General features: G+C 46.9%; 22 protein-coding genes. 13 read left to right on the top strand and 9 right to left on the bottom strand.

Features of this window, described 5'->3' with window-relative positions:
- Nucleotides 1-3: 3 nt before the first annotated feature.
- Genes J4N45_RS03685 through J4N45_RS03695 form a run of 3 tightly spaced genes read right to left on the bottom strand, consistent with a single transcriptional unit; the run spans nucleotide 4 to nucleotide 2,374 of the window.
- Complete coding sequence (locus J4N45_RS03685) at nucleotides 4-948, bottom strand: 5-oxoprolinase subunit C family protein (RefSeq protein WP_252013695.1); 945 nt, start codon at nucleotides 946-948, stop codon at nucleotides 4-6.
- The gene (gene pxpB / locus J4N45_RS03690) at nucleotides 936-1,631 is read right to left on the bottom strand and encodes a 5-oxoprolinase subunit PxpB (RefSeq protein ID WP_252013696.1); all 696 of its coding nucleotides are present in this window, start codon (nucleotides 1,629-1,631) and stop codon (nucleotides 936-938) included. The genes J4N45_RS03685 and pxpB overlap by 13 nt, the downstream gene beginning before the upstream one ends.
- Nucleotides 1,628-2,374, bottom strand: a complete 747-nt coding sequence (locus tag J4N45_RS03695) for a 5-oxoprolinase subunit PxpA (protein ID WP_503056848.1) — start codon at nucleotides 2,372-2,374, stop codon at nucleotides 1,628-1,630. Before J4N45_RS03695 ends, pxpB begins: the two co-directional genes overlap by 4 nt.
- Nucleotides 2,375-2,931: 557 nt before the next feature.
- Here J4N45_RS03695 and J4N45_RS03700 point away from each other — a divergent pair.
- The 3 genes from J4N45_RS03700 to J4N45_RS03710 are packed head-to-tail and all read left to right on the top strand — an operon-like array spanning nucleotide 2,932 to nucleotide 5,656.
- Nucleotides 2,932-3,159: a FeoA family protein gene (locus J4N45_RS03700; RefSeq protein WP_128647839.1), complete on the top strand. Its 228-nt coding sequence runs from the start codon at nucleotides 2,932-2,934 to the stop codon at nucleotides 3,157-3,159.
- Nucleotides 3,159-5,429, top strand: a complete 2,271-nt coding sequence (gene feoB / locus J4N45_RS03705; protein WP_252013698.1) for a Fe(2+) transporter permease subunit FeoB — start codon at nucleotides 3,159-3,161, stop codon at nucleotides 5,427-5,429. The genes J4N45_RS03700 and feoB overlap by 1 nt, the downstream gene beginning before the upstream one ends.
- Nucleotides 5,426-5,656, top strand: a complete 231-nt coding sequence (locus tag J4N45_RS03710; protein WP_252013699.1) for a FeoC-like transcriptional regulator — start codon at nucleotides 5,426-5,428, stop codon at nucleotides 5,654-5,656. Before feoB ends, J4N45_RS03710 begins: the two co-directional genes overlap by 4 nt.
- 61 nt (nucleotides 5,657-5,717) lie before the next feature.
- On the opposite strand, the gene J4N45_RS03715 is transcribed toward J4N45_RS03710, so the two are convergent.
- Both J4N45_RS03715 and argS read right to left on the bottom strand, forming a co-directional pair.
- Nucleotides 5,718-6,146: an HIT domain-containing protein gene (locus J4N45_RS03715; RefSeq protein WP_252013700.1), complete on the bottom strand. Its 429-nt coding sequence runs from the start codon at nucleotides 6,144-6,146 to the stop codon at nucleotides 5,718-5,720.
- A gap of 87 nt (nucleotides 6,147-6,233) precedes the next feature.
- Nucleotides 6,234-7,967 carry an arginine--tRNA ligase gene (gene argS / locus J4N45_RS03720; RefSeq protein WP_252013701.1) on the bottom strand — a complete coding sequence of 578 codons (1,734 nt, stop codon included), beginning with the start codon at nucleotides 7,965-7,967 and terminating at the stop codon, nucleotides 6,234-6,236.
- Between the two features lie 175 nt (nucleotides 7,968-8,142).
- Between argS and J4N45_RS03725 the strand changes: the two genes are divergently transcribed.
- Together J4N45_RS03725 and J4N45_RS03730 are read left to right on the top strand one after the other, a co-directional pair.
- A complete protein-coding gene (locus J4N45_RS03725) occupies nucleotides 8,143-8,739 on the top strand; it encodes a VOC family protein (RefSeq protein WP_252013702.1) in 597 nt (198 codons plus the stop codon).
- A gap of 146 nt (nucleotides 8,740-8,885) precedes the next feature.
- Nucleotides 8,886-9,707 (top strand): leishmanolysin, encoded by an 822-nt coding sequence (locus tag J4N45_RS03730; RefSeq protein ID WP_252013703.1) that lies wholly within the window; start codon nucleotides 8,886-8,888, stop codon nucleotides 9,705-9,707.
- A gap of 80 nt (nucleotides 9,708-9,787) precedes the next feature.
- On the opposite strand, the gene purU is transcribed toward J4N45_RS03730, so the two are convergent.
- Entirely contained in the window at nucleotides 9,788-10,621 is an 834-nt protein-coding gene (purU, locus tag J4N45_RS03735) for a formyltetrahydrofolate deformylase (RefSeq protein WP_234494363.1), read from the bottom strand.
- 340 nt (nucleotides 10,622-10,961) lie between these two features.
- On the opposite strand from purU, the gene yoaA reads away from it, so the two are divergent.
- The 7 genes from yoaA (at nucleotide 10,962) to rnd (ending at nucleotide 18,521) form a co-directional block, all read left to right on the top strand.
- Nucleotides 10,962-12,920: a DNA repair helicase YoaA gene (gene yoaA / locus J4N45_RS03740; RefSeq protein WP_252013704.1), complete on the top strand. Its 1,959-nt coding sequence runs from the start codon at nucleotides 10,962-10,964 to the stop codon at nucleotides 12,918-12,920.
- Nucleotides 12,921-13,622 (top strand): tRNA (adenosine(37)-N6)-threonylcarbamoyltransferase complex dimerization subunit type 1 TsaB, encoded by a 702-nt coding sequence (gene tsaB, locus J4N45_RS03745; protein WP_234494361.1) that lies wholly within the window; start codon nucleotides 12,921-12,923, stop codon nucleotides 13,620-13,622.
- 41 nt (nucleotides 13,623-13,663) lie between these two features.
- On the top strand, nucleotides 13,664-13,981 hold the full coding sequence (locus J4N45_RS03750) for a hypothetical protein (protein WP_042476436.1): 318 nt from the start codon (nucleotides 13,664-13,666) through the stop codon (nucleotides 13,979-13,981).
- A gap of 55 nt (nucleotides 13,982-14,036) precedes the next feature.
- Nucleotides 14,037-14,591 carry a Slp family lipoprotein gene (locus J4N45_RS03755; protein WP_042476439.1) on the top strand — a complete coding sequence of 185 codons (555 nt, stop codon included), beginning with the start codon at nucleotides 14,037-14,039 and terminating at the stop codon, nucleotides 14,589-14,591.
- Between the two features lie 2 nt (nucleotides 14,592-14,593).
- Complete coding sequence (locus J4N45_RS03760; RefSeq protein WP_252013705.1) at nucleotides 14,594-15,460, top strand: alpha/beta fold hydrolase; 867 nt, start codon at nucleotides 14,594-14,596, stop codon at nucleotides 15,458-15,460.
- Between the two features lie 166 nt (nucleotides 15,461-15,626).
- Nucleotides 15,627-17,327, top strand: coding sequence for a long-chain-fatty-acid--CoA ligase FadD (gene fadD, locus J4N45_RS03765; RefSeq protein WP_252013706.1), 1,701 nt, complete (start codon nucleotides 15,627-15,629; stop codon nucleotides 17,325-17,327).
- A 72-nt stretch (nucleotides 17,328-17,399) separates the two neighbouring features.
- Entirely contained in the window at nucleotides 17,400-18,521 is a 1,122-nt protein-coding gene (rnd, locus tag J4N45_RS03770; protein WP_234494358.1) for a ribonuclease D, read from the top strand.
- Nucleotides 18,522-18,568: 47 nt separating this feature from the next.
- Here the strand turns inward: rnd and minE are convergent, their stop codons facing one another.
- From minE to minC, 3 genes are read right to left on the bottom strand one after another with little or no spacing between them, the layout of a single operon-like run.
- Nucleotides 18,569-18,832 (bottom strand): cell division topological specificity factor MinE, encoded by a 264-nt coding sequence (gene minE / locus J4N45_RS03775; RefSeq protein ID WP_042476441.1) that lies wholly within the window; start codon nucleotides 18,830-18,832, stop codon nucleotides 18,569-18,571.
- Between the two features lie 3 nt (nucleotides 18,833-18,835).
- Complete coding sequence (gene minD, locus J4N45_RS03780; protein ID WP_042476445.1) at nucleotides 18,836-19,648, bottom strand: septum site-determining protein MinD; 813 nt, start codon at nucleotides 19,646-19,648, stop codon at nucleotides 18,836-18,838.
- Nucleotides 19,649-19,668: 20 nt separating this feature from the next.
- Complete coding sequence (minC, locus tag J4N45_RS03785) at nucleotides 19,669-20,331, bottom strand: septum site-determining protein MinC (protein ID WP_252013707.1); 663 nt, start codon at nucleotides 20,329-20,331, stop codon at nucleotides 19,669-19,671.
- A gap of 216 nt (nucleotides 20,332-20,547) precedes the next feature.
- Here minC and J4N45_RS03790 point away from each other — a divergent pair, with 216 nt between their 5' ends.
- Entirely contained in the window at nucleotides 20,548-20,823 is a 276-nt protein-coding gene (locus tag J4N45_RS03790) for a YcgL domain-containing protein (protein WP_252013708.1), read from the top strand.
- Nucleotides 20,824-20,846 lie beyond the last annotated feature (23 nt).

Below are 20,846 nucleotides of genomic sequence, written 5' to 3' on the forward strand. Positions count from 1 at the left end.
TTGTTACAGATTAAAGTAGCGATAAAATGCGCGCTGCTTCAGTCTCTCCAATGGGAGGTTCGTAAGGCGTAAACGCACAGCATCTCCAGGTCTTAATTGAGCCGAAACGGAAAGATCGCGAAATGCGACCACACCAAGTTTTGGATACCCGCCAAGCGTTTGATGGTCGCTTAACATGACAATAGGATTGCCATCGGGCGGGAGCTGTACAGCACCACATACAATACCTTCAGAAATGAGTGAGTGAGTATTTACTGGCTCTGACTCAAGGCTTACTTGTAGTCTAACTCCCATTCTGTTGCTGTTCGGACTGACGCTGTAAGGTTGTTGCAGAACTCTTTGCAGAAGACGCCTATCCAATTGGTGATATTGAAAGCTAGGGATAATACGAAGTGTACGCAGGCCTTCGTAATCGGGCATTGCCGTTCTAGGCATGATATCTGAAGGAATGGATGCATCGCTGTCGACTGACTTTAGCGAATCTCCATTAGCTAATGGCAAACCTGCTTTGATACCACCGACCCCATCGCGCTCGACGGTCGATGTGCTTCCCATGAAGGTTGCGACATCGAATCCACCGCTTGAAGAGATATAGGTTCGGCAACCCGCTCTAGGGATCGATAAATGCAACTCTTGTCCATCTCTGAGGCCAAATGGATGCCAATTGACGACTCTTCTACTATCTGTGCTCCCTGTCTGTATCTCGGCGTTGCAATCTGCGCCAGTGAGAACAAGAGTCATATCACCCTCGGCTCGGAATTTGGCACGCCCCAATAATATTTCGAGGCTGGTGCTAGACATGGTGTTACCGAGTAGTTTTTGTCCCCAACAGTGAGCATGTAGGTCTGCGGCGCCACCTTGAGTGAGTCCGTATTTACTGGCTCCAAATCGGCCTAAGTCTTGAGTCGTTATATGATGATTATCATTGATGACAATTAGGCGTCCCATAAGCGCCCTCCTAGCGACAAAAACTTCTGTTTACTAATGGCATGGAATTGCACTCGGTCACCGACTTTTAAAAGTGATTGATCTGGTGACGCTTGATTAAACAGGGGTAAAGGGCAATTACCAATAATTTGCCATCCTCCCGGTGTGTCGTTGGGATAGACGGCGGTTTGGTTGTTGGCGATACCGACACTGCCTTTTGGCACAAACGATCGGGGTGTGACGTGTCTAGGTGCACGTATTTGCTCGGGTAGCTCTGCTAGAAATGCAAAACCAGGGGCAAAACCAATCGCACACACTGAGTAAATCGGACTGGTGTGGTACATGACGATATCTTCTCGAGATAACGACAGCGAGGCTTCTAGTGCGAGCAAATCTGGAGCAACTTCTTCACCATAATAGGTAGGCAACATAATAGGCTCACCTAACGTGTCCTTATTAATCTCATCTTTGGCAGAAATACCCTCTACGAACTGAATGATTTGGTTGGCAGAGCAGCGAATCGGATGAAACTCAATAAGTAGCGTTGTGTATGAGGGGGTGCAGTTGGTAATTGAGCCTGAGAACGCTTGCTCTAGCTGATTGGCGATACTGGCAATTTTCGTAGGAAGGGACGTATCTATACGGCTAGCAAAGGTTAACAGCAGTGCCGATTCACTCACTTGTTCTATAGACGGCGTCTTCATGATCTAGCCTTAGCTTCAGTCTGAGCGATACGCTGTTTTAACTGACTTGCTACTTTTATAGACGCTTGGTTATCACCGTGGACGCAAAGTGTATCTGGCGCTAGAAGTAATGACTCGCCTTCTATGGTGGTGATTGGGCGCTGTGACAGAAAAGCATCCGCTTGTGACAATATTTCGTCAGGCTGGTGAAGGACGGCGTTGTCGAGCTGACGAGGCGCAAGGCGACCAGAGCTCAGATACCGACGATCGGCAAATGCCTCCATAATCAAAGCAACTCCTTGCTCATCAGCAAGAGAGCGATAGGTGTTAGCTTCTGCGGTGTCCAATATCATCAAAGGCAACTCTAGCGTATGAGCGGCCTGTAACACAGCATCAAATACAGATGCAGATGCCATCATATCGTTGTAAAGCGCGCCATGAGGTTTTATGTACTCGACGCAGGTTTGATGATGCTTTGTAACTGCTTGTAACGCACCTACCTGATAAAGGATAGAGTGAGTAATGGACTCACTTGCCATGGCAAGACTGCGCCTGCCAAATCCTTGTAAGTCTGGATAACCCGGATGCGCTCCTATGGTGACGTCATGTGCTTTGCAAAGTTTAACGGTTTGCGACATGTGGTCGGGGTCGGATGCATGAAAGCCACAAGCGATGTTTGCCATGTCGAGAAGCGGGATCAGTTCGCTGTCGCATCCCATACTCCATTGACCAAAGCTTTCACCAACGTCTCCATTTAACTTCATCATAGGATAATTTCCTTTTATCAGAGATAGTTAAATTATGAAGTGGTGTTTGTGTTTTTACAATTCGCGGACGGTAGGTTTGTGAGGTATTAGATAGCAGACAAAAAAAATCGCGGCATAGCCGGGGGACCATACCGCGGGTGTCAATGACACCTTCGCTTGCTGCCGGAGTGATGTGGTCGCCCACATCACCTCTGGAATTTCGATTAACAGGAGCAGGTTGCTCTGTTGGTATTAACTATAAATAACTCGACTTAATTTCCTTATAAAAATAACGGCAAGTTACCATGAAGATTGCGACAGTTTTCTGGCTTGATATTAAGTGGTTGAAAATATGAGCTTTTACTTAAATTTAGTTTTTGTAGCTGTCATTGTTTTGTCACGATAAAAGTTTTTGAGATGACATTTTGACGTAATTGACGGACATATTTTGACAAATAATACGTTTGCAATCCGGACTAAATTGACGTAGCGCAATGCGCAAAATAAGCTTGCAACTATAAAATGACTGTTAATGTTAATATTTCTCATTACCAATCATAGTTTGGGTGAATTGAATGAAACTTGCTGATTTGAACATCGGAAGCAGTGGCAAGATTACTGCGTTAACTGGGCTATCGAGTGACGTCCGTAAAAAATTGATGGTAATGGGATTATTACCAAACACAGAAGTAAAAGTGATTCGTCGTGCTCCTATGGGCGACCCATTGCAGATCGAAGTGCGTGGTGTGTCACTAGCAGTTCGCAACAATATTGCTCAATCAATTGAAGTGGAGTCATTGTGATGAACTACACCATCCTTACTGTTGGTAATCCTAATAGTGGTAAAACAACCCTGTTCAATGGCCTAACAGGTGCTAAGCAGCAAGTCGGTAACTGGGCTGGCGTAACTGTAGAGAAGAAAACGGGTCAATACAGCCATGCCGGTGACCAATTTCAATTAACGGACCTACCTGGTATCTATGCACTGGATAGCGGAAATGATGGCAACAGTATTGATGAGTCTATTGCTTCTCGCGCGGTACTGACTCACCCAGCCGATCTTATTATTAATGTTGTCGACGCGACAAGCCTTGAGCGCAGCCTTTACATGACGCTTCAACTGCGTGAACTTGGTCGTCCGATGGTCGTTGTGCTTAACAAAATGGATGCATTAAAGCGCGAACGTATCAAGCTGGATGTCGCTGGCTTAGAAAAAGCACTTGGCTGCCCAGTGCTCACGCTTTCTGCGACTGACAAAGATCAGGTAAGAGCCCTGAAAGAGCGTTTGCATAAAACGGTTGTGCAAGGTCTTACTCTCGATGCACTTGCGATTAACTACGGCTCTGACATGGAACAGGCGATCGCAAAAGTTGAGCCGACCTTTGCTGGTGAGTCAGTGAGCTCTCGCGCTTTGGCGATTCGAGCGCTAGAAAATGATGTTATGGTGCTGAACTCACTCACCTCAGAGCAGAGAGATGAGATCGAGCTGGCATCAAACCAAGCAGAGATCGACATTGACCTTCAAGTGGCAGATACCAAGTACACCTTCTTGCATGAGCAGTGCAAAAAGCTTCGCCGCAGCGAGGGTAAACTGAGCCGAAGCTTTACCGAAAAAGTAGATGGCTTCATCCTCAATAAATGGGTTGGTGTGCCTTTCTTCTTCGTGGTCATGTATCTCATGTTTATGTTCTCCATTAACATTGGCAGTGCTTTCATCGACTTCTTTGATATCGGTGTTGGCGCACTTCTTGTTGATGGCGGACACTACCTTCTTGATGACCACCTTCCAGTTTGGCTTGTTACTCTGATTGCTGATGGTGTCGGCGGTGGTATCCAAACCGTGGCGACCTTTATTCCAGTGATTGCCGCGCTTTATCTGTTCTTGGCGGTGCTAGAGAGCTCTGGTTATATGTCACGAGCGGCGTTTGTACTTGATAAAGTCATGCAGAAAATTGGTCTGCCAGGCAAAGCGTTTGTGCCTCTTGTGCTTGGCTTTGGTTGTAACGTGCCTTCAATTATGGCGACACGTACGCTGGATCAAGAGCGTGAGCGTAAACTCGCCGCTTCTATGGCACCGTTTATGTCATGTGGCGCGAGACTGCCTGTATACGCTCTGTTTGCGGCTGCATTCTTCCCAGAGAGCGGTCAGAACGTGGTATTTGCTCTTTACCTTTTAGGTATTGTTGCAGCCGTCTTTACTGGCTTGGTGTTAAAGCACACGATTTATCCGGGCTCCAGCGATAGCCTAGTGATGGAAATGCCTGACTATGAGCTACCAACTTTCCAGAATGTGATGATTAAGACCTGGCAGAAGCTAAAGCGCTTTGTACTCGGTGCCGGTAAAACCATCGTTGTGGTTGTGACCATTCTTAGCTTCCTAAACTCTGTGGGTACAGATGGCAGTTTTGGTAACCAAGATAGCGAGAACTCAGTACTGTCCAAAGCAGCGCAAGTTGTTACCCCTGTTTTTGCGCCTATGGGTGTTCAGCAAGACAACTGGCCAGCAACAGTGGGCATTATCACGGGTATCTTCGCTAAAGAAGCGGTAGTCGGTACGCTAAACAGCCTTTATACCTCTAGTGAGGGTGAAGAGGGCGAATATGATCTACTAGGTAGCCTTCAAGAAGCCGTTGAATCTATTCCTGCGAACCTAGCGGATCTCAGCTACTCAGACCCACTGGGTGTCGATGTCGGTGATCTGTCTGATTCGTCAGCAGTAGCAGAAGACCAAGAGGTAGATAGCTCTATTTTTGGTAACCTTAAAGGCTACTTCGTGACCAGTAACGCTGCGTTTGCCTATTTGATCTTCATCTTGCTCTACACTCCATGTGTTGCGGCTATGGGCGCTTACGTGAAAGAGTTTGGACAGAAGTACGCGCGCTTTATTGCAGTATGGACCATGGGGCTAGCCTACGGTGGTGCGACGCTTTACTACCAAGTCACACACTTTGCACTTCACCCGATGACGAGTGCTGTGTGGATCGTTGTAATCTTAGCAGCGGGCGCATTGGTGTGGAAACTGCTTAAGAACCAAGGCAAAAAGCAGGCACAAATGGAGATGCAAACGGCATGATTCTATCGGAGTTGAAAGCGTATATTGAAGCGAACCCAGCCGTAAATCGACAAGAGCTAGCAAAGCAGTTCTCGCTCAGCGAAGATGGAGTTGATGCCATGCTTGCGGTCTGGATTCGAAAAGGAAAGCTTTCAAGGACGGAAGATTGTGATAAGAAAGGCCAGGTGATTCGAGTGCGATATCATGTGAATCAAGCCGATGCTTTATCACTAAGTGTTAAAATGTAGTCACGAAAAAGCTCCGATTTTGTCGGAGCTTTTCTCTTTTGAACAACCAGCTGTTAGTCAATCATGCGCTTTTAAAAAGCTCACTTTCCGCTAGCTGCGACTGAATACGTTGAACCAAGCTTTGTTGGTCTGCATCGCTGCGATACTCACCCTTCGTGCTTCCCCACAGTGGTCCAGGCCAAGCGATATCATTCTTGAAGCGCGCAATATGATGAACGTGAAGCTGCGGCACCATGTTACCCAGTGCGCCAAAATTGAGCTTATCAGGAGTAAAAAGGGTCTCTAGAGCACGGTTGACTACCTCAGACTCGATTAGAAACTGCTGTTGCTCCTGCATTGGCAGGTGATGCAACTCAGTTAAGTCTGCTTTCTTAGGCACTAAGATAACCCAAGGAACGGAGTCGTCTCTGTGTAGCAGGGCAAGGCTCAACGGAAATTCACCAAGTAGGCTTGTGTCTTTTGTTAGTTGTGGGTGCAGTTCAAAGCTCATGGTAGGCGCTCATGTCGAAATAAAAGGGACAAAAAAGGCGAGGTGCTTTCGCATCTCGCCTTCTATTATGAATGGTAATTCAACAAATTACATTCTTTCTAGTGTCTCGATACCTAATAGCTCAAGACCTTGTTTGATAGTCTTAGCAGTTAGGGCTGCAAGACGTAAACGGCTTTGCTTCACCGCTTCGTCTTCGGCAACTAGGATTGGACACGCTTCGTAGAAGCTAGAGAATTGACCTGCTAGTTCAAATAGGTAGCTGCACATGATGTGAGGCTGACCTTCACGAGCCACTGACTCAACCGCTTCTTCAAATTGTAGAAGCTTAGCAACCAGTGCTTTCTCTTTTTCGTCAGTGATCTTGATGTCGCCATTAAGCTCATCCATCGACACACCTGCTTTCGCGAATACTGATGCCACGCGAGTGTAAGCGTACTGCATGTAAGGTGCTGTGTTGCCTTCAAATGCAAGCATGTTGTCCCAGTCAAACACGTAGTCAGTCGTACGGTGCTTAGAAAGATCTGCGTACTTAACCGCTGCCATTGCAACTGTGTTCGCGATGTTTGCTTTCTCTTCGCTTGCAAGTTCAGGGTTCTTAGACTCGATAAGCGCGTTTGCACGCTCAACCGCTTCATCTAGAAGGTCTGCAAGACGAACCGTACCACCAGCACGTGTCTTAAATGGACGGCCATCTTTACCTAGCATCATACCGAATGCGTGGTGCTCAAGCGTTGTTGACTCTGGCACGTAGCCTGCTTTACGAACAATTGTCCACGCCTGTTGCAGGTGCTGATGCTGACGTGAGTCGATGAAGTAAAGTACGCGGTCTGCGCCTAGCTGCTCGTAGCGGTACTTAGCACAAGCGATATCGGTAGTGGTGTACAGGAAGCCGCCGTCGCGCTTCTGGATGATAACGCCCATTGGCTCACCATCTTTGTTCTTGTACTCATCAAGGAATACAACTTGCGCGCCGTCATCTTCTACTGCTAGACCTTTTTCTTTTAGATCTTGAACAATGCCTGGCAGCATGTCGTTGTACATGCTTTCGCCCATTACGTCATCGCGAGTCAGTGATACGTTTAGACGGTCGTAGTTACGCTGGTTTTGAATCATAGTGACGTCAACCAGTTTCTTCCACATCTCGCCACAGAACTCATCGCCACCTTGAAGTTTTACAACATAGCCACGTGCGCGCTCGGCAAATTCTGCATCTTCGTCATACAGTTTTTTAGACTCACGGTAAAACGCTTCAAGGTCAGAAAGCTCCATAGAGACTTCGCCAGACTCTTGTTGTACGCGCTCTAGGTTTGCGATAAGCATACCGAACTGAGTACCCCAGTCACCGATATGGTTTGCACGAATCACTTTGTGACCCAAAAACTCTAGCGTACGAACAACTGCATCACCGATGATGGTTGAGCGCAGGTGGCCGACGTGCATTTCTTTAGCTACGTTTGGTGCTGAGTAGTCAGCAACGATCGTTTGCTGCTCTTGAGAAGCTACACCTAGGCGAGAGTCAGCTAGAGCCTCGTCTGCTTGCTGCGCTAGGAACTCTTCACTTAGGAAGATGTTGATAAAGCCAGGACCAGCAATTTCTGTTTTGCTTGCAATTCCATCTAGGTCCAAAACATCCAGAACTTTTTGCGCGAATTCTCGTGGATTAGTACCCAACTTCTTAGCAACGCCCATTACGCCGTTTGCTTGGTAGTCACCAAACTGTGGCTTTGCAGATTGGCGAACAGCCGCAGGACTGCCTGCAGGTGCGCCAGCGGCTTCTAGAGCCTGAGATACTTTGTCGTTGATCAGTGCTTGGATATTCACACGCATTTCCTTCAAAACTTGGCTTCAATTCTTGGAATTGGATTTAATCTAGTAAATTGGCGCACATAATAGCAACTTTAACGCCGCTGACCTAGGGGGAAAGTTTGTATTTTTTCTGATTCTAGCTCAATCCTGCTACTATTTGGCGTTTGATGACCAAAGTGAGCACGAAAAAATGCAACAAACCCTGATAGAAAAAGGTCTAGTGCCTTCTGCAATGTTGAATAAAATCGATGATTTTCTGGATAATATTCAGGCTTTATGCAGCCTGTTAGCTATCGATTTATCTGCTTATCAGGCGGATCATATTGCTTTGCGTATTAACGATGCTGAGCTGGCAAAAGCGGCGCATCAGGCATGGTTAGAATATGGGAAAGTGATCTCTGAAGCGCGGATCAACGGTCGTCCAATTATCGTACTAGAGTTCGATAACGCTGTTCAAAGTCATGGATGGTCGATTGAATGTCTGGAATTGCCTTACCCTGCGATTGGTAAAACACACCCAATAGAAGACTGGGAGCATGTTGAATTTGTGGTGCCATCAAATGCGCTGACCGCTGAGACCTTTTTGCAAGATCTCTATAAGCTGTTTCCGAACCTTGAGCGTCAGCTTGAGCAAGCGAAACAGCAAGGGGTGAAGGTGAAGTTATCGAGCCCGAAAGGAGAAGGTGAGCGTCTGGCTAACCCAACGGTCGCGTTTAAATTCAATAACATCTGCATCAAGCTCCACCCTCACAGTTTGAAAAACATCGTCGCTTCAGAACACGAATAAGTGACTCCGCTCTTAATCTGACATCCTAGTGAAAAAGGTTACTTGCGTGGTTAACAGTTAAACACGGTAAAGACACCTTCATACCAATGAACGCGCGTCGGCAAGCTACAATTGAAGAACGTATTCAGATTGTAAGGAAACGACGCGTGAATCTAAACAAGGTGGTTGGTGATAGTACAAGGCTTATTGGTATTGCGGCGATGTTGTCTTGCCTGCCAATGGCTACTCATGCCAAAGAATTTGACTTCGACAACCCTCAATGTGATGTCAAAGCATCTCGCAGTATCACCAATGATCATCTCACACTTAACCTCAACTTCTGCAATCAGCTAACACTTCACGACGGCAAGCTAGCCAAGTGGACCGATTCACGCATTCAGCCCTATTTGTCCGCATCGAAACGCTGGCTTGAGGTCATTCTCGCCGTGGATGGGGTCGAGCAGCACAGCCTTGATATTGACTTCTACGTGGTGCCCATGGATAACGCCAACGGTATGGCGGGGCCAGAGGCTGAAATTGACGTTAATTGGCGTTTAATCCCAACCGAAGGCTCGGTATTTATTGGCAGTCACACCTACGAACCTGGCTTTGATCAGGTGGAGTTCAACGCCAACATTCTGCATGAAATGGGGCATGTGTTTGGCATCGGTGCGTATTCCATGGACTACACACGTCACGACGGGCAGCTCGGTAAGGTGTTTATGGTGCGCAATAGCCAAGCGGTGAAGCGCTTTAATGAGCAATATGATGTGGACTATCGCGAGCTGCCAATCAGTGATGACGGGGGGCATCTTTACGACTCTAAATGGGGTGAAGACAAAAAACGCTACGATAAGAATGGTCGCCCAGTGCCAGACATGAGTGCAGAGTTGATGGCAAATGGCAACCTGATAGGTCCGGTGACACTCGGGATGCTCGATGACTTGGGTTATCGGGTGGATTATTCGAAAGGTGACACCTACCAGTAAATGTCGACGCTATGAAAGAGAAAAAGCCCTTCATACTAAGATGAGAAGGGCTTTTTAATCTAATGAAATCAAATAGGTATTTACAAGATTACTGTCTTGTTTCCGTAGACGAATACGTGATCGTTAACCACTTTATTGAGCGCCTTAGATAGGACATTCTTCTCTACGTCACGACCTGCTTGTGCCATATCAGCAGCGCTGAAGTTGTGGTCGACAGGAATAACGTCTTGCTTAATGATCGGACCTTCATCCAAGTCGTTGGTAACAAAGTGAGCGGTCGCACCAATGATCTTAACGCCGCGATCATACGCTTGCTGATAAGGTTTCGCGCCGATAAAGGCAGGCAAGAAGCTGTGGTGGATGTTAATGATTTTGTGATGGTACTTCTCAACGAAAGTCGGCGTCAGTACGCGCATGTACTTAGCTAACACTAGGTAGTCTGCTTCGTATTGGTCAATGGCTTCCAACATTTTTGCTTCGTGCTCTTCGCGGCTAAGACCTTCGTGAGACACACAGTGATACGGAATATCAAACTTCTCTGTTAATCCCTGGAGGATGTCGTAGTTGCCGATAACTGCCGCGATCTCGACGTCTAGGCTGCCATCGAAGTTTTTCATCAGGATATCACCAAGACAATGTGCTTCTTTGGTCACTAAGATAACGATGCGTTTGCGAGATGAATCAACCAGTCTGCGTTTAGTCCCTTCAGGAAGGGCGTGGTCTAGGTCTGCTAAGAAGGTCTCGTCATTGAAGTAACCTTCCAGCTCGGTACGCATAAAGAAATGACCGCTGGTGTTATCCACAAATTCGTTGTTGTGAATAATGTTTAGCTGGTGCTTGTAACAGATGTTAGTGATCTTTGAGATCAAACCTGGCGCATCGTTGCAATGCGTCAATAAGGTCTTCTTTTCCATGATTTACTGCTTCCGTGAAAATGTCATTCATACCTCGTGGTCACTCAAACTATTTATTTGGTGTGTCAGTGATCATGCAACTCAATGAAAGGCATTGGAGGTTTGCTCACTCGAGGATTTAATTTTTGCTGCGTGTTATGAAGGTTGTACGCAATATAACCGACATTATTAATCTATTCTGAGCAAGGTTTCAACAAAAGAAGTCTGCCGCACTAAAGGCAAAGGCTCTAGCAAGCCGGATTTCGATGCAATCTAGTAGCCTTTGGCCTTACCAAATCGGTTTTTTAACTGCTGTTGGTTTGGGTATACTACCCCCATTCTTTATTAGCAGTGGTACCAAATGGGTTCACGAACAATCACCAAAGCGTTTGCCTCTGATGGTGCGCTAGGGCAGGTCATACCGGGATTTCAACCACGCCAACCGCAGCTGGATATGGCGAATGCCGTTGAGGAAGCTATTGAGCATCAAACGCAGCTGGTTGTCGAGGCGGGCACGGGCACGGGTAAGACATTTGCTTATCTCGTTCCTGCGTTACTGAGTGGAAAAAAGACGATCATCAGTACCGGCTCGAAAAACCTGCAGGAGCAGCTGTTCCACCGAGATCTGCCTTTGATGGTTGAAGCTTTGGGCTTTCATGGAAAAGTGTCACTGCTGAAAGGTCGTTCTAACTATTTGTGTTTGGATAGGCTGAGTCGACAAATGGTCGAAAGCCACACGACTGAAACGCAAACTGATCTGCTTTCCCAGCTAGTTAAAGTGCGAACCTGGTCCTCGGAGACCAAGTCAGGCGATTTAGGTGAGTGCGATGCCATTGCTGAAGACAGCCCAATCATTCCGACCATTACCTCAACCAATGACAATTGCCTAGGCAAAGAGTGTCCGAGTTACGAGGATTGCTTTGTACTCAAGGCAAGAAGGCGAGCGCTTGATTCTGATGTTGTGGTCGTGAACCATCACTTGTTTATGGCGGACTTGGCGATCAAAGAGACTGGTTTTGGTGAACTGATACCAGAGGCTGACGTGTTTATCTTCGATGAAGCTCACCAGATCCCTGATATTGCTAGCCAGTACTTTGGACAATCAGTTTCTAGCCGACAGATCCAAGATCTGTGTAAGGACATTGAGATTGGCTATCGCACTGAAGCGAGAGATATGCGTCAACTGCAAAAAGCAGGAGAGCGTCTGTCTCAAGCCGCGATGGATATGCGAATTGTTCTTGGTGATACTGGCTTTCGCGGTAACTGGCGAGATGCAATCGCTTCGCCAAGTATTAAGCGTGAGATGGAAAGACTCACAGATGCTTTGGAGTTCGTCATTGATGTACTCAAGCTTGCACTTGGCCGTAGTCAACTTCTCGATACCGCGTTTGAGCGTGCTAACCTCGTAAAGGGCAGAATTGAGCGAGTCTGTGATGTGACGATTACTGGCTACTCCTACTGGTATGATACATCACCACGCCATTTTAGTTTGCATATCACCCCTTTGACGGTGGCCGATAAGTTTCATGAGCAGGTTGAAATGAAAGGGGGTGCTTGGATATTTACCTCCGCGACACTCGCTGTCTCGGATGATTTTGGTCATTTCACCTCGCGATTGGGCTTAGTGCCCAAAAAGCAGTTTTCATTACCAAGTCCGTTTGATTATCCAAGCCAAGCAAGACTCTGTGTGCCTCGTTACTTGCCAGAGCCCAACAGTAATGGTCTGGCTGATAAGCTGGTAAGAATGCTTACCCCTGTCATTGAGCAAAACCAAGGACGCTGTTTCTTTTTGTGTACGTCGCACAGCATGATGCGTGAGCTTGGGGAGAAGTTCCGAGAGACACTATCACTGCCAGTGTTATTGCAAGGGGAAACCAGTAAGCAGAAAACCCTAGCGGAGTTTATGGAGCTTGGGAACGCCTTGCTGGTGGCAACAGGGGCGTTCTGGGAAGGAATAGATGTTAGAGGTGACACCTTGAGCTGTGTTATCATCGACAAATTACCGTTTACCGCACCGGATGATCCGTTACTTAAAGCGCGGATCGAAGATTGTAAGCTGCAAGGGGGAGACCCATTTCAGCAGGTTCAGATCCCCGATGCGGTGATTACGCTCAAGCAGGGTGTTGGACGTTTGATACGCGATCAAAAAGATCGTGGTGCACTGATTATTTGCGATAACCGATTAGTGACCAGAGACTATGGAGCGACCTTCTTATCCAGTCTCCCGCCGATTCCCCGTACTCGAGACTTGGGCGTGATTAAAACGTTTTTAGCACAAGGCGAAGCACCGAGTGCAGCAGAAGAACAAATTGAGAAATAAATGACTTACAAAATCTTAGCTATCGATACCGCAACAGAAAATTGCTCAGTAGCGCTCCTAGTTGGCGACAAGACATACTCACGCAGTGAACTCGCGCCGCGCGACCACACTAAGAAAGTACTGCCAATGGTAGATGAACTGCTGAAAGAGGCAGATCTAACCTTGACTGATCTTGATGCGCTTGCGTTTGCACGTGGTCCAGGTAGCTTTACTGGTGTGCGTATTTGTATTGGTATCGCGCAAGGTTTGGGTTTTGGTGCAGATCTGCCGATGATCGGCATTTCGACATTAAAAGCGATGGCGCAAGGGGCCTATCGTATCGCCCAAGCAACTAACGTAGCGAGTGCGATCGATGCACGTATGAACGAAGTGTATTGGGGTCGTTTTGAGCGTCTAGAGTCAGGAGACTGGCAAGAGGTCGATCAAGAGCAAGTCATTCCGCCGAGTGTTCTTGTCGAAAATATCGTGGCAGACGAGCATACATGGACAACTGCTGGTACAGGTTGGGATGCATACTCAGAACCATTATCAACACTGGCGATCACCACTCAAGCTTCAGAGGTTCTCTACCCAGAGGCACAGGATATTGCGTATCTTGCTCAGTTCGAGTTAGCAAAGGGCAACACAGTCCCAGCTGAAGAAGCTAGCCCAGTTTATTTGCGTGATACTGTCGCATGGAAAAAGCTGCCAGGCAGAGAGTAACGAAGGAGAGGGCTAGTCCACAGCGCTAGCCCAACTTGATTATGGTCTCGATTAACGGCTTACCTTCTATTCCCAACCAGCGCAAGACACAGAAAGCCAATGCAAAAAAGGCAGTGTCAAAAGCGTCTACATCTCAATCTTCGCAGTCAACCAGTCAATCGACACAGGTCACGAAAGTGGCGCAAGCGGTCGCGCACTCAGTGAAACATTTATCCGATGCTGACATGGCAAAGGCTCAGGTTCAATATGATCTCCCAGAGGGTCGATCGAAAAAGGCTCTGGAAGAGTATATGAATGTTATGAATCGAGCCAAAAGAGAGGAACTCGAACAGTTGCTTGGTGTCGATATCTATATATGATAATAAGAGTTATTTGCTTTAACTGTAACTTGCTTTAATTACGGTATCCCCATTTATGAAAACACTCCTGAAACTCAGTAGTATTGTGGCGTTAAGTGCCATTTTGAGTGCCTGTGGCAGCCTTCCTGACACCTTAGCGACCAACAACGAGAACGTGGTTGCCACTTATCAAGGTGTCCTTGATACCAATGACAAGACCGAAGTGCGTTTGGGTGGTGTGATAGACACGGTAAAAAATCTCGCCGATAGAACTCGCATCGAAGTTGTTAACCTACCTATTGACAAGTATGGCAAGCCAGATATTAGTGAAGAGCCAAATGGACGCTTCATTGCCTATGTAGACGGGTTTGTTGACCCTATCACCTACGCGCAAGGGCGTTTAGTCACCTTTGGTGGTTACAAAGATGGTATGGAGCGCGGGCGCATTGGCGAATATGAAGGTGACTTCCCGGTTATTAATGCCTATGGTAATTACCTGTGGCGAGTTGAAGAACGCTTAATCATTAATCGCGACTTTGGCAGCTATGGGTCATGCTGGGGTTACTATTGCGATGGTTTCTATTACCACAGCGGACCAAGCACAGGTCGAGTGATCAAAGAGGTTAAATAGGATTGGATTCCACCTTTAAAGAAAAATCGCTCAAGATAGACGACAGGACGATAGCCTACCTTGAACGCGAAGCCATAAAAACGACCGCCAAGACGGTCGTTTTTATTCATGGTTGGATGGACAATGCGGCCAGTTTTCATGCTTTACTTGCGCTGATTGAGAAACAATCGCCCGATTGGCGTGTTGTCGCCATAGACTTACCTGGGCATGGACACTCTTCCCACAAGAGTCCTCATCATTTCTATAACTTTCACGACTATATTGATGATCTTCACCGCATATTGATTAAACTTCACGCAGTCGATGTGTTTCTAGTGGGGCATTCACTTGGTGCATTGATCGCAAGTTGCTATAGTGCTGCCTTTCCTGAAAAAGTCTCAGGTTTAGTTCAAATCGAAGCGCATATCCCTTTATCTGAATCACCTCAGCTAAGTGCTGAACGCTTAAGAAAAGGCATTGAAAGCCGCGAGCGCTGGCGTGGTAAAACCGCTAAAGCTATTCCTTCGAAACAAGACGCGATTAACATGCGGATCAGAGCAACAAAACTCTCCGAGTCTGCTGTGTTGCCGATCGTAGAGCGCGATCTTCGTTGTGAGCAGGGTAAATGGTATTGGCGTCATGACAGTAAGCTCAAGTGCGAGTCTGTCTACCGAATGGCGGAGCAAAATGCTCAGGCGATCGTCGATGCTATTCAAACACCTCATTTGGTGATTTTGGGCGAGCGTGGTTATGCCTACCTTCAACATAAAAAGCGCTTAGCGATGTTGCCCAAGGCACAAATTGAGTGGGTGGCGGGTGACCATCATTGTCATCTTGAGTCGCCAGAAAGTGTATTTGAACTAATACTTGGACTAGTTAACAAAAATTAAACAAGTGTTTGAGTCTTTCGTGCGCTAACTGGTCTGCTGTGTTGTAATAGCAGGAATTATAAAACATTCATAGTCCCATAAAGTGTTAACAATATTTTAAAACAACACTGAAACCTGCCTACGGCTATGAAACGGAAGAGTGACCTTACACGCAAGGAGTAGAATTGTGGATAAACCTTGGCTTTCTCGATACCCAAGTGACGTGCCTGAGCACATCAATCCGGATCAGTACCCTTCTCTAGTTGAGATGTTCGAACAGTCGGTTCATAAATTTGCAGACCAACCTGCGTTTGTGAACATGGGCTCTGTCATGACGTTCCGTAAGTTGGAAGAGCGCAGCCGAGCGTTTGCGGCGTACCTGCAAAATGAACTCAAGTTGCAAAAAGGCGATCGCGTCGCGATTATGATGCCAAACTTGCTGCAATACCCAATAGCGCTATTTGGTGTACTTAGAGCCGGCCTTATTGCGGTCAACGTTAACCCACTTTATACCCCTCGTGAGTTAGAGCATCAGTTGAATGACGCAGATGCGAAAGCCATCGTTATCGTGTCAAACTTTGCTAACACTCTAGAGCAAGTTGTAGATAAGACGCCGATCAAGCACGTGGTGCTGACCAGCCTAGGACAAATGCTGCCAACAGCGAAAGGCACGATTGTTGATTTCGTTGTGAAGTACGTGAAAGGCATGGTGCCTAAGTACGATTTACCAGGAGCGATTTCTTTTAAGAAGGCTCTCCATAAGGGTCGTCGCCTGCAATACGTTAAGCCTTTTATGACGGGTGATGATATTGCGTTTTTGCAATATACCGGTGGTACGACAGGCGTCGCTAAAGGCGCGATCCTGACTCACCGCAATATGATTGCTAACGTGATGCAGGCGAAGGGCATGTATGCGCCAGTATTGCACGAAGGACGTGAGTTTGTGGTAACGGCACTGCCGCTCTATCACGTATTTGCACTTACAGTGAACTGTCTGCTGTTCATTGAAATGGGTGGTCAAAACCTACTGATCACCAACCCGCGCGACATTCCGGGCTTTGTGAAAGAGCTACAAAAATACCCATTTACTGCGATTACCGGGGTAAACACCCTGTTCAATGCACTTCTTAATAATGAAGATTTCCATGAGTTGGACTTCCGTGGACTAAGACTTGCGGTGGGCGGTGGTATGGCGGTTCAACGTGCCGTTGCTGAGCAGTGGAAGAAAACCACAGGCTGTTTGCTTCTCGAAGGTTACGGTCTGACGGAGTGTTCGCCTCTCGTTGCCGCTTATCCGCATGATTTGGTTGAATATAATGGGTCAATTGGTCTTCCAGTGCCTTCTACGGAAGTACGTATTGTCGATGAAGAAGGCAATCCAGTTGAGGGCGATGGTAAAGGCGAACTCCAGGTTCGTGGTCCTCAGGTGATGCAAGGCTATTGGCAGCGTGCGGAAGCGACCAAAGAGGTGATCAACCAAGAAGGTTGGCTATCAACAGGTGATATCGTTGAGTTCGACGACGAAGGATTTTTGCATATCGTCGACCGCAAGAAAGATATGATTTTGGTGTCGGGCTTCAACGTTTATCCAAATGAAATTGAAGACGTTGTTGCCTTGAATGACAAGGTACTCGAGGTCGCAGCGATTGGTGAGGCGAACGAAGCCTCGGGTGAGATCGTTAAGATTTTCATCGTTAAGAAAGACAACTCTCTGACTAAAGAAGAGGTCATCGAGCATTGTCGTCAACACTTGACGGGCTATAAGATCCCGAAACGCGTTGAATTTAGAGAAGATCTGCCAAAAACTAACGTTGGTAAGATTCTACGCCGCGTGTTGCGCGAAGAAAACGATGCAAAACTGATGAAAACCTCAGAGAAGACAGTTTAAGTTAACGTTTGATTACAATCAGTGCTAAAATGCCAGCCCGCAAAGCTGGCATTTTTTATAAAGAGAGATTGAGTGGAATTCCAAATAGTAACAGAGTTTGCCGAGCTAGAGTCGGTATGCAGCAAGGCTCGTGAATCCGATGTCGTAATGTTGGACACTGAGTTTGTGCGCATTCGTACTTACTACCCAAAGCTTGGATTGATTCAGCTTTATGACGGCGAACAGTTGTCACTTATTGACCCACTTACTATTAGTGATTTCACCCCTTTCATCGAGCTCTTGAAGGACACGTCAGTATTAAAGGTTCTTCATGCTTGCGGCGAAGACCTTGAGGTGTTCGCGAACAGCTTTGATTGCATGCCATACCCAATGGTGGATACGCAGATCATGGCCGCATTTCTTGGTCACGGTTTATCAACGGGCTTTGCTACTCTTGTTCAAGAGTATCTTGATGTCGAGCTTGATAAGAGTGAGTCGCGTGCCGACTGGGTAGCTCGTCCACTGACCGACAAGCAGCTCGATTATGCGGCGGCGGACGTGTACTACCTGTGGCCGCTGTACTTTAAGCTGTTTGCTAAAGTGGAAGCCAAAGAGTGGTGGGAAGCGGCTCAGCAAGAGTCTGATCTGCTGATGCAAAAGCGCGGCAAAACTCCGAATCCTGAGAAAGCCTATCTAGACATCAAAGGCGCGTGGCAGCTTAAACGAAAGCAGCTAGCTGTACTTAAGCCGCTGGCGACATGGCGCTTTAATGAAGCGCTTAAACGTGACTTAGCTTTGAACTTCATCATCAAAGAGCAAGAGCTTTGGACGGTTGCACGTCATGGGCTGAAAAAACCAAAACAGATGGAGCAAGAGGGCATCGACCCTAGAGCTATTCGTCGTCATGGTGAACGTATTGCCGCTATCGTCAAGCGTGCGCAGCAAACGCCAGAAGAAGATTATCCAGAGAAAATTGAACGCTTGATGGACTTCCCAAGCTACAAGCAAGTGTTCAAAAAACTGAAAGACGAAGTGAAGAAGGCGGCTCAGCACAGCGGCTTAGCGACAGAGTTTTTAGCGTCCAAAAAGCAGCTTAACCAATACCTTTCTTGGGTTTGGAAGCATCAGCGCGATCCAGCCAAGCTTCCGGATGTGATGCAAGGGTGGCGTCTTGAGCTATTTGGTCGTCAGCTAGACCAGGTTATGGATGTTTGAATCAAGCTAAATGTAAAAAAGGCTCGCGATTGCGAGCCTTTTTTGAATTACTTTTCGTCTTCTGGAAGCTGTACGTTGAGCTCAAGAACCGAAATATCATCGTCTTTGTGTTCGAACGACAGATCCACCATAGATGGGTCAACGTCGACGTATTTAGCGATCACTTTAAGGATATCTTCCTTTAATTGCGGTAAGTAAGACGGAGAAGGCGAGCCTTCACTGCGTCTTTCTGCAACGATGATTTGCAAACGTTCTTTGGCTAGGTTTGCTGAGGTCTTCTTCTGTGGGCGGAAAAACTCAAGTAGAGACATAGCTTACCCCCCGAATAGACGTTTGAAGATACCTTTCTTCTGCTCTGTTAAGAAGCGGAAGTCGACTTGCTCACCGAGTAGACGATCAACGGTGTCTGAGTACGCCATACCTGCATCAGACTCATCATCAAAAATGACTGGCACACCTTTGTTAGAGGCATTGAGTACCGCTTGGCTTTCTGGAATAACACCAAGCAGTGAAATGTGTAGGATCTCTTCCACGTCTTCGACAGAGAGCATTTCGCCTTGTGTTACTCGAGCTGGGTTGTAGCGAGTCAACAATAGGTGCTGTTTAACCGGCTCTTTGCCTTCTTCAGCGCGGCGAGACTTCGAGTCTAGGATGCCAAGAATACGGTCTGAGTCGCGAACCGACGAGACTTCTGGGTTGGTGGTTACAATCGCTTCGTCCGCGAAGTACAGCGCCATCAATGCACCTTGCTCAATACCAGCAGGTGAGTCACAGATCACGAAGTCAAAACCCATTTCATCGAGATCGTCCAATACGCGACGTACACCATCTTTGGTCAGCGCATCTTTATCACGAGTTTGTGAGGCAGGTAGAATGAACAGATTGTCAGTACGCTTATCTTTGATAAGCGCTTGATTTAGCGTAGCTTCACCATTGATGACATTTACGAAATCGTAAACCACGCGACGCTCACAACCCATGATAAGGTCTAGGTTACGAAGACCAATATCGAAGTCGATAACGGCCGTTTTCTTGCCTTTTAGTGCCAGTCCTGACGCGATTGCCGCGCTCGAGGTCGTCTTACCTACGCCGCCTTTACCCGACGTTACCACAATAATGCGTGCCATTTATTGTTTTCCTTAAAATTCTAAATCGTGAGGATCTCGAAATCGAGTTGGTCGTCGGTCATACCGAACAGCACCTTTTTACCCCAATATTCACGTTCAATCTGATCGCTGAGCCAGTAGTTCCCTGCTATGGAGACTAGTTCAGCTTGTAAGTCGTTGCAGAGAATTTTTGCATCCCGTGAGCCACTCGCTCCTGCGATAGCTCTGCCTCTTAATGTGCCATGGATATGAATGGTGCCATCGGCGATAACTTCGGCGCCCGCACTCACATGGCTTAATATGACAAGGTCACTGTTTTTGGCATAGATTTGTTGCCCAGAGCGAACTGGGTTGCGAACAATTTTGGTTGGCTCCATTTTGGCGGGGGCTTGAGAAGGTGCTTTGCTGGCCGTCATGACCGCAAACCCTGCTTCTGATGCAAGGTTTTGCAGGCGCTTATCTTGGCAGCCAGTAATGCCAACGGGAATCATACCTATCTCTTCTACGCCCAGCTTTAGGTCGATAAAGTTAATATCACCATCAACCTGGCTAACATTGATCACCACGGGTGCCGAAGCGAAAAATGTCGGGGCTTGAGAGACTTTTTGTTGTAAAAATTGAACTGCTTTGGAAACATCGTTGTCAGAAAGATGCAACACCGATAAGGTGAAGCTACTGCCTTTCAGATCTGGGGATTGAGACATTGATGATCAAATCCTTGTGCCAATGACATTGCTATTGATTAGGTTATGCCAATGTAACCGTATCTAGAGGTTACTTGGGAATAATCATGTTATATTTCAACATTAGATACAGCAAGCTATCTTGCTCTCAAATGGATAATTAACTCTCAATTTTCCATAAACTAACCGAATTATTTCTTCTACTTGAGAAGATACGTAACGATAAGAGATACAACCATGCTTTGTTCAATCTATAAAAGCACTAAAAAAGACGGGGCATACCTGTACATCGCAAAGAAAGACGACTTTACTCCAGTACCAGAAGCGTTGATGAACATGTTTGGCAGACCGCAGTTTGTCATGGTGGTTAACCTTGCTGGTCGTACGCTGGCGTTGGTCGATGTTGAGAAGGTCAAAACGTCGATTAACGAAGAGGGCTTTTTCTTACAATTACCACCACCACCAGAAAACTTACTGGATAAATATAAAGAGCAGAAAGCTCAACAGAAATAATCCGACTGCTCAGGGGAGGGCAC

Origin of the sequence: Vibrio sp. SCSIO 43140, assembly GCF_023716585.1 — a bacterium.
GTDB classification, from domain to species: Bacteria; Pseudomonadota; Gammaproteobacteria; order Enterobacterales; family Vibrionaceae; genus Vibrio; species Vibrio maritimus_B.

Excerpts from the sequence above, each read along its gene's own strand:
- feoB (WP_252013698.1), top strand. The coding sequence starts at position 3,159 with ATGAACTACACCATCCTTACTGTTGGTAATCCTAATAGTGGTAAAACA.
- J4N45_RS03750 (WP_042476436.1), top strand. The coding sequence starts at position 13,664 with ATGGTCTCGATTAACGGCTTACCTTCTATTCCCAACCAGCGCAAGACA.
- J4N45_RS03685 (WP_252013695.1), bottom strand. The coding sequence starts at position 948 with ATGGGACGCCTAATTGTCATCAATGATAATCATCATATAACGACTCAA.
- J4N45_RS03695 (WP_503056848.1), bottom strand. The coding sequence starts at position 2,374 with ATGAAGTTAAATGGAGACGTTGGTGAAAGCTTTGGTCAATGGAGTATG.
- J4N45_RS03725 (WP_252013702.1), top strand. The coding sequence starts at position 8,143 with ATGCAACAAACCCTGATAGAAAAAGGTCTAGTGCCTTCTGCAATGTTG.
- J4N45_RS03715 (WP_252013700.1), bottom strand. The coding sequence starts at position 6,146 with ATGAGCTTTGAACTGCACCCACAACTAACAAAAGACACAAGCCTACTT.
- pxpB (WP_252013696.1), bottom strand. The coding sequence starts at position 1,631 with ATGAAGACGCCGTCTATAGAACAAGTGAGTGAATCGGCACTGCTGTTA.
- J4N45_RS03700 (WP_128647839.1), top strand. The coding sequence starts at position 2,932 with ATGAAACTTGCTGATTTGAACATCGGAAGCAGTGGCAAGATTACTGCG.
- J4N45_RS03755 (WP_042476439.1), top strand. The coding sequence starts at position 14,037 with ATGAAAACACTCCTGAAACTCAGTAGTATTGTGGCGTTAAGTGCCATT.
- minE (WP_042476441.1), bottom strand. The coding sequence starts at position 18,832 with ATGTCTCTACTTGAGTTTTTCCGCCCACAGAAGAAGACCTCAGCAAAC.
- tsaB (WP_234494361.1), top strand. The coding sequence starts at position 12,921 with ATGACTTACAAAATCTTAGCTATCGATACCGCAACAGAAAATTGCTCA.
- minD (WP_042476445.1), bottom strand. The coding sequence starts at position 19,648 with ATGGCACGCATTATTGTGGTAACGTCGGGTAAAGGCGGCGTAGGTAAG.
- J4N45_RS03710 (WP_252013699.1), top strand. The coding sequence starts at position 5,426 with ATGATTCTATCGGAGTTGAAAGCGTATATTGAAGCGAACCCAGCCGTA.
- yoaA (WP_252013704.1), top strand. The coding sequence starts at position 10,962 with ATGGGTTCACGAACAATCACCAAAGCGTTTGCCTCTGATGGTGCGCTA.
- purU (WP_234494363.1), bottom strand. The coding sequence starts at position 10,621 with ATGGAAAAGAAGACCTTATTGACGCATTGCAACGATGCGCCAGGTTTG.
- J4N45_RS03790 (WP_252013708.1), top strand. The coding sequence starts at position 20,548 with ATGCTTTGTTCAATCTATAAAAGCACTAAAAAAGACGGGGCATACCTG.
- minC (WP_252013707.1), bottom strand. The coding sequence starts at position 20,331 with ATGTCTCAATCCCCAGATCTGAAAGGCAGTAGCTTCACCTTATCGGTG.